This window comes from Gordonibacter sp., assembly GCF_036667095.1.
In the GTDB taxonomy this organism is placed as follows: domain Bacteria; phylum Actinomycetota; class Coriobacteriia; order Coriobacteriales; family Eggerthellaceae; genus Gordonibacter.
On the sequence record NZ_JAVWUP010000002.1, the window covers coordinates 61,173 to 68,820 of the forward strand.

At 59.0% G+C, this 7,648-nt stretch carries 7 protein-coding genes; 4 read left to right on the top strand and 3 right to left on the bottom strand.

Annotation, left to right across the window (positions count from 1 at the left end; all coding sequences use genetic code 11):
* Positions 1-117 precede the first annotated feature (117 nt).
* The 3 genes from RR842_RS00560 (at position 118) to RR842_RS00570 (ending at position 3,489) form a co-directional block, all read left to right on the top strand.
* Complete coding sequence (locus RR842_RS00560; protein ID WP_332514620.1) at positions 118-804, top strand: RNA polymerase sigma factor; 687 nt, start codon at positions 118-120, stop codon at positions 802-804.
* Complete coding sequence (locus RR842_RS00565) at positions 746-2,539, top strand: hypothetical protein (RefSeq protein ID WP_332728795.1); 1,794 nt, start codon at positions 746-748, stop codon at positions 2,537-2,539. Before RR842_RS00560 ends, RR842_RS00565 begins: the two co-directional genes overlap by 59 nt.
* Before the next feature lie 251 nt (positions 2,540-2,790).
* Positions 2,791-3,489, top strand: coding sequence for an anaerobic ribonucleoside-triphosphate reductase activating protein (locus tag RR842_RS00570; RefSeq protein WP_332728796.1), 699 nt, complete (start codon positions 2,791-2,793; stop codon positions 3,487-3,489).
* 81 nt (positions 3,490-3,570) lie between these two features.
* Here RR842_RS00570 and RR842_RS00575 read toward each other — a convergent pair whose 3' ends face one another.
* On the bottom strand, positions 3,571-3,942 hold the full coding sequence (locus RR842_RS00575) for a hypothetical protein (protein ID WP_332728797.1): 372 nt from the start codon (positions 3,940-3,942) through the stop codon (positions 3,571-3,573).
* Position 3,943: 1 nt separating this feature from the next.
* A complete protein-coding gene (locus tag RR842_RS00580) occupies positions 3,944-4,450 on the bottom strand; it encodes a hypothetical protein (RefSeq protein WP_332728798.1) in 507 nt (168 codons plus the stop codon).
* 346 nt (positions 4,451-4,796) lie between these two features.
* On the opposite strand from RR842_RS00580, the gene RR842_RS00585 reads away from it, so the two are divergent.
* Positions 4,797-5,525 (top strand): LytTR family DNA-binding domain-containing protein, encoded by a 729-nt coding sequence (locus tag RR842_RS00585; RefSeq protein ID WP_332521731.1) that lies wholly within the window; start codon positions 4,797-4,799, stop codon positions 5,523-5,525.
* 21 nt (positions 5,526-5,546) lie between these two features.
* Here RR842_RS00585 and RR842_RS00590 read toward each other — a convergent pair.
* Positions 5,547-7,648, bottom strand: a 2,102-nt coding sequence (locus RR842_RS00590; protein ID WP_332728799.1) for a GHKL domain-containing protein, incomplete at its 5' end; no start/stop codon positions are given.

A 7,648-nucleotide genomic window follows, 5' to 3' on the forward strand; every position in this document is an offset into this window, starting at 1 on the left:
AGCCTTCCGCCGCTTCCTCAGCTCTTTTGAGGGTGCGGCGTTCTTTTCTGCAAAACTTTCCCATCCTCCGAAACATTAGCGTACGCTCAATCGTATGCTAGGTCGAGGAGGTGAGCTATGGCACACCAAAGTGATCAACCAAGATCCGAGGCGTTTCTCAAACGCGCCATGGCCGACTGGGGCGATGCGGTTTACCGTCTTGCGCTCAGTCAAACGCATTCGCGCACCGATGCCGAGGACGTGTACCAAGACGTGTTTCTGCGTCTGTTCAACAGCGAAACGGCGTTCCAAAGCAACGAGCATTTGAAAGCATGGCTTCTGCGGGTGACGGCAAATCGCTGCCATGACCTGGCACGATCGGGATGGAAGCGGCGCACCGTGGCATTCGACCCCGCATGGGACACTCCCGACACCCCGGCGCGCAACGCCGAAGATGCCGCCGTCTGGGATGCCGTGGGACAGCTGCCCGATCAGCAGCGCGAAGCCGTGCACCTGCACTATGTCGAGGGCTACTCGACCGAAGACATAGCACGCATCATGGATTGCCGTCCCGCCACGGCACGCACCTGGCTGTTCCGTGCCCGCGCCCGCATCAAAGATTTAATGGAAAGCACAAGCAGTCCCTCGGAAGCGGAAAAGGACGACCCTCATCTGGCGCCGCGCCTGCAGCAAGCATCCCCACGCGGGCAGCCGCAAACGTCGCATGCTTCCCGTCCCCTTATCCCTCTTCGAAAGGAGGCTTCTCATGACCAACGACCCGCTGAACCGCTACCAATCAATGATGCGCGAAGCCAAGGCGCCTGACCATCTACCCGACAAGGTCCTTCAACAAGCGCGCACGCAAGCAAACGCCAGCGCGACGGACTATGAACACTCGAGCGCCGACGCAAAGCCCCGCGTCTCCTCCCGAGCCGCTTCGGCAACACCGCGCTCCTTCTCTATCAAGCGCTCTCGATTCAAAGGCTACGCCGTTGCCGCCTGCCTTGCCGTGCTCGCCTTGACGGTGGGACTTTCCCTGGCCCTGCCCGGGCTCGGCAAAAAAACGGCTCCCTTCGACTTCTCCGTGCAGGCTTACGGGGCATCGACCGATACCATTTTGAGCATGGGTGCAAACGGCACCATCATATTCGACGTGGACGACCTGCAGATGATGTCCGCGGGGCAATACCAACAGCAGGTGGGCACCTACGTGGGATGCCAGCTGCGCATCGAAGGCTCCGACATCGTGCGCATCCAGGCGAACATCGACCGCGGTGAGCTGTACCGCTATACCAGGGACGAGTTCGTGAAATCGAGCGACCCTGAGCGCTGGGCGGACATTCTTACCTGGAAACAAACGAAGATTGGCGAAGAAGGCCCGCTTGCCTCATACGACTTGGTGCATGCTGATCTGGGTGACGACGGCAAAGACCGCAACGACCCCGACAAGCTAGTCGCCGCGAAATACTACCAACGTCTGGGCTCCACCGTCGACATGGCGGTAAACGACCAGGCAGGCTCGCGCCTTTCCGACTACTGCTTCGGCTTATGGACCAATCAGACCGGAGCCACGCTCGACAGCATGGTTGACGCATTCGACGGAGCAAAACTCACCATCACGGTCGAAAAGACCGACGGCACCAACTCGACCAAGATAATCGAACTCACTGCCGCCGACGTACGGGCGAACATCGTCCCTGCCGAAAACGGCGGGAGCTCCACCTTGCAATTGGTGCCCGAAATTGTTGACTTGTCCGCGAAGAGCGACGAGGACATCCAGAACGACTACGCGAACGGCATCACCACCATACACACGCTCTACGGCACCATCGCCGAGCAGAACGGCGAGTCTTTCCCCTGCGGAGAGGCGTCCTACCCGACGCTCGAGAAGCCACTCACTGAACCCCTGGTCATCGAGCCGATCGCGGACGTGCCCACCTACGAACCTGGAACTGTGCCGGGACCCGATTTGGAAACGAGTGCTATCTCCGATCTGGGGACGACGTACACGATGGAATACTCTGGCGTCAACGCGAACCGCGAACCTGCGTCGGCTGCGCTGACAAGCGCCATCACCAACATCGAGCGCTTTGATGCGCTACCCCAAGGCATGAGAGCCGCGGACATCCCGAACCTTTACCCCGAAGGCAAAACAAGCGACGAGTGGCTTGCTCGCAACGGCTACAGCATTGATGCCGACGGAACCCTGACGCCCGGGTACTCTTACGTCTTGGTATCGAAAACGGTCACGAACACGTCAGACCAACAGGTAGATGCGCAGGTGGCAAGCGGCTACTTCGTAGCATTGGGCGAAGAGGACAACGGTACCGTCGCCACCACCTACCAAAGCCTCACCGAGGTTATGTGGCGCAGCAACCATGACGGCCCGGTCTGGGATTCTTATATGTACTTCGAGACGCTCGATCCCGGCGAGACGTTCACGTTCAAAATGCTGTTCGTCGTATCCGACGAGGCTTTGAGCAGCTCGAATCTTGCGTTCGTGTCAGAAACGGGCAACATGGGCTTCAAACAGGCCTATCGTGTGGGGGCAGTAAGCTAAGAACTAACACTGAGCTCGAATTCCCCAGGAACCCATTACTTGCAAAACAAGCCGACCTGACTATCACAGGGCCGGCTTGTTTTGCCTGCATAGGCTATCCAGAAGCGATCCCTTGCATTGAAGGGGCTCGACGACGCACAATCCTCGAGTTTTCCGCTCAGGTGAAAGATATCGGATTATACTGGAGTCTTGAAAGCACCTTTCGCTGCCCATCTGAATTCAGTCCGACATCGACCACCAGGAAGACCATCATGAGAATCGCAGGCTTGCAGAAACTCACGTTGTTAGACTATCCCGGCCGCACCGCAGCCACGGTCTTCCTGCCCGGATGCAATTTTCGCTGCCCGTTCTGCCACAACGCCGAGTTGGTGGTTGGGGGCGACACGAGCGACGATGTTTCAGTCGATGAATTCTTCGCCTTCTTGGATAAGCGACACGGATTGCTCGATGGCGTGTGCATCACCGGAGGCGAACCGTTGCTACAGCCCGACCTGGCCGATTTCTGCGCACGTATCAAGCAGAAGGGGTTTGCGGTGAAGCTGGACACCAACGGCAGCTTCCCCGATCGCCTACGCGAGATGGTGGAAGCAGAACTGGTGGACTACGTGGCTATGGACATAAAGAACACCCGCGAACGCTACGGCGAAACCGCTGGCGTTACCGGCATCGATCTTGCATCCGTGCAAGATTCAATCGACTTCTTGAGGGGCGGGCATCTGCCCTACGAATTCCGCACCACAGTGGTGCGCGAGTTACACGCTCCCAGCGACCTGGTGGCCTTGGCTCGCTGGATCGAAGGCGCTGCCGCATGGTACCTACAAAGTTTCGTCGATGCCGACTCCGTACTGACAGGCCCAGGCATGCTGCACGCCTATGAACCCGCCGAGCTCGAAGCACTGCTTCCCAAGCTGCACCAATACGTTCCCCGCGCACAATTACGCGGAGTATAGGCCAATTCCAAAAACAGGACGTGTCCGATCGGCCGCACCAAGAGCCATCGGCTGCGGCATAAGGCACTTCGCCCGCGGTGATCATTCAGCCACAGTCGCCTGCTGCCTTTTCAAGCGACGGGCGTTGCGCACGCCGAACACGATACCGCAGATGGAGCAAGCAAGCGCGACCCAAGGCCACACCGTCGGCTCGACAACGCGAGCGACCACCAGCACAATCCAGGGGCCTACCGCATCAACCATGCCGCCAAGAGCGAAGGAGTCGGCAGCCCGCACCGCGACGATCCAGGTAAACGACAGGATCGCAGCACATGAAAAAGCGACTGTCACCAGGACATAGCGCACTTTTGCATGAGCCAGTAGTGCAACGGCGGCCACAACCAGAAGCGCCGCCAAAACATACCACAGCACTTGCGCCAGCGTTACCAAGGTCTTAACAGCCTCGATGTCCATTTCAACCCCTCCCCTCCGGCAGATTCGAAATACGCTCCGCAACACTCTGCGCACGCTCGACGATATCCGCTGCTCTACGGGCAACTTGGCGCGCATCGTCTGCCAAATCCTGGAGGGTCTGAGCGCGGTCGACAACGACCTGACCAGTTGCGAGCAGATCGGGCACCGAATAGGCAACGTTCCTGCCAACAAGCTGCGTGACGGGAACCTGCACCCACGGTGCAGCCAAGACCAGTACCGTCGCAACACAGAAGGCGGCAAGCAGGCGATCCTGCGTCAAGCCGGCACGGATGCGGAGCAGTGCCCTCCGTGCAGCCGTCGCAAATGCGCCCCGACCGACGGGCATGGTGTCGTCAGACGCGACGTCGGTGGGCATGGTGTTGGTGGGCATGGTGTTGGGAGGCACGGTGTTGGGAGGCACGGCATCGTCAGACGCAGTATCAGGAGGCGCGGCGTCGGCAGACACGGCACCTTCCTCCCATTCGACCTCCGAATCCTTTTGTTTCATGGAAGCCCTCTCTATCGTCCTTTTCTCAGCAAACTCTCAAATCATCTTCAGACCTCACCGCAACCGCGTCAATCATGAGCCCAATCATGTGCTCGTTGCGTTACCTAGACTTGAGCGCGAAGTACTATTTCAGCTTGCTTCTGTTTGCTTCTGTCTACTTCTGTCATGCAAAATTTCCCTGCTCGATTACCCCCGCATAACCCTTGACGATCATCCCGCGTTGTATTATTTTGTCGCAGTTCATTTCCGCTGGGAAGCTATGCGAGAATATGGTCGCTTTTTGCGCAAATCCCGCTTCCCTTGAAAACCGGACGCACCATGCTCGTCCCGATAAAGGAGACCACCCATGCCGCGTATCGCGTTATGCGACGACGATGCCAACGACTTGCGGTCGATCGCCGCAATTATCAGGCAATACCAAAACACGCATCTGGATGCGCAGCTGCTCCTGGAAACCTTCCCCTCAGGCGAAGAACTGCTCGATGCGGTGCGGAGCAACGGTCCTTTCGACCTGTACCTGCTCGATGCCGTCATGCCGCATATGAATGGCATCGAGCTAGGATTGAAGCTGCGTACCCACGATCATGTGGCACAGATAGCCTACGTGACCGTCTCGCCCGCGTTCGCCGTGGACTCCTACAAAGTACACGCCTTCCATTACCTGCTCAAACCGGTGACCGATAAGGATATGGTTCCTCTGCTTGATGAGGCCTTAGCCCGGTTTCGAGAGAAGGACGAGGGGGCGCATTGCGTCAGAACAAAGGGCGGCATCCGCCGCATGCTCGTACGCGAGGTTGCCTCGGTTGAACTGAGGCAGCGTCAAGTGCGCTATCACCTCGCCGACGGCAGCGATATCTTTTCCGTATCGCTGCGCTCGTCGTTTGCCGAAGCCATCGTACCTTTACTTGATGATCGGCGCTTTGTGTTGACCTCAGCCTCGTTTGCCGTCAACGTTGCCTACGTCACGTCCGTTCAAAAATCCAGCGCGATGCTGTTCGACGGGGAAGCCGTGCCGATAACCCGCATGCACCGCCTCGCCGTCAAGCAGGCCTGGGAGGATTATTGGCTATCCTAGCCCAAGAAACCTAGAGGCGCACTACCTCACCAATGACGTGGAGCGCAGCATGCCGGCCAACAAATCGTCGCCCACCGTGAACTCGGGCATGCCCTCTTTGCCCGGCGCCACCGCATATTCCTCAAACACGATCACCAGGTGATTGTCGCCATCAAGATAAAACTCCTGATCGGTGTCTATTTTCGTGAAACATTCATCCGGCGACCATATGCCACCGGGAATGAAGTAGTCCGCGATGCCGGCATTCACCTGCTCCGTCATCTGCCGGAGCACGTCGCCGCTGATCACGCCCACGTAGTCGCTTCCATCGCGGAACAGGTTGCCGAGCTTCAGAACCGATCCCGTACGCTTGTCCAGCGTGAACGTGCGGCAGTACTGGCCCGAACCGCCCGCGTTGAGCGTTGCGTCAAATCTGATGGACAGAAGCGATTCGTCGTTGCGCGTAACGACGTAGGTCACATCCATTCCCACGTATCCTTGGTATTTGCGCGCCGCATACCAAAGGAACTCGCTCCTCATCGACTCGACGTACTCCTCCATTTGCCGATTGATGTCGTCGATTCCCTCGGAAATGTTCGGCACCTCGCCCTCGCTTGCCCCGTCGGGCGGCTTGGGCACCACCGGAGCAATTGGCGCCGAAGCGTCCCCTTCTCCCTCGCTGCCGCTTTCCCACGAGATCGTACCGGAAGCAGGAGGATCGATCGAGGGTGTCGGCGACTCTTTCTGCGGGGCATCTGCGACCCCGTCCGAGGCTCCGGCGCATTCGGGAAGATCGAGATCAGATGCTACACCAGACGTTCCCGCCTGTAAAAAGCCGGCCTTTTCCACACGAGGCACGTCGGCATAAAACGCGGTATCGCCCCACTGGATGCTCTCAGTCCTGCGGTTGAAGACATCCGAAAACAGGCCCCATTCTGGCGTCCCTCCCAAAGCCCACGCCGCCGTCGGCAAACAGACGAGCGCAAAGAAACATGCACCGACGAGAACCTGAGCGCCCTGTACCGCACGGCGAGAAAACGGGATCGCCTTTCGAGGGCAAACGGCCTTCGGCGCATCGAAGAGCACGGCGTGCAACCGAAACGTCCCCTCTTCACACGAACAACGGAGCAGGCCGTGGTGCCTCTTCGCAATTGCCTCGATGCTTTTAAGTCCGATTCCCCGCCCTTCCTGCTGCGGCGCGAGGGGAAGCCCGTCAGAGCCGAAGCGAAGCAGCTCGCTGCAGGAGTTCCCGACGCAAATGCGCAGGCTCCAGCCGCCCTCCATGACAGCCGAAACCTCGATCCAGCGATCAGCGTGAATACCCCGACAGGCGCGAAGGGCGTTCTCCAGCGCATTGGACAACAGGGCGCACACGTCCAGAACGTCAAAGGGGATAGCAGCGGGTATGCGCACGTCTGTCCGCACCGCGCACCCCTCCTCCTTCGCTTGGCCGAGCAAGGAGGACAGCACGGCGTTTACGGCACTGTTCTCGCAATAGGAATACCGCTCCGTCTCGCAGAGCCGCGCGCCGAGTCCGTCGAGGTAGCGCACCATCTCCGGGCCGCTCTCCTCACCTGCAAGTCCCTCCAATACCATGAGATGATGCCGCATGTCGTGCCGGTAGACGCGCCCCTTCTCCATCCTTACAAGGACATCCTCGTATTCGCGACGCTGGATTTCCAGCTGCGCCGCTACGGCGCGCTTTTCCTGTCCGGCAGACCAAGCTGCCGCCGACACCACCAGCACGCGCACCACGATCAGAAAGACGGATGCAGCAGTGAGGAATACCAGCACCGCCATCGTCAGGCTAGCAGTGCTGTTCTTGAAATAGGAAAGCAACAGGAAGACCAAGGCCACCGGCAGGCAGAGAAACATCCAGTTCTTTCGCCCTTGCTGGACCAAAACACGAAACGGCGTGCGCAGGCAACGGTACGCGACCAGCACCAGCAAAACAGCAAGCGCGACCAAGCAGCCCGTCTGAGCAAGATCGCTCAGCGCGGTGGGGGCACCCCACGCACCCTTGACCATCAGGTTCTGCAAGAAGACTACGATGAAGGAGGCCATAGACCCCATAATCCAAAGAGCGACGGTCGGAAAGAAACCCGTCCGGGAAAGGACGTGCACGCCGATCACGGCAGGCAGGT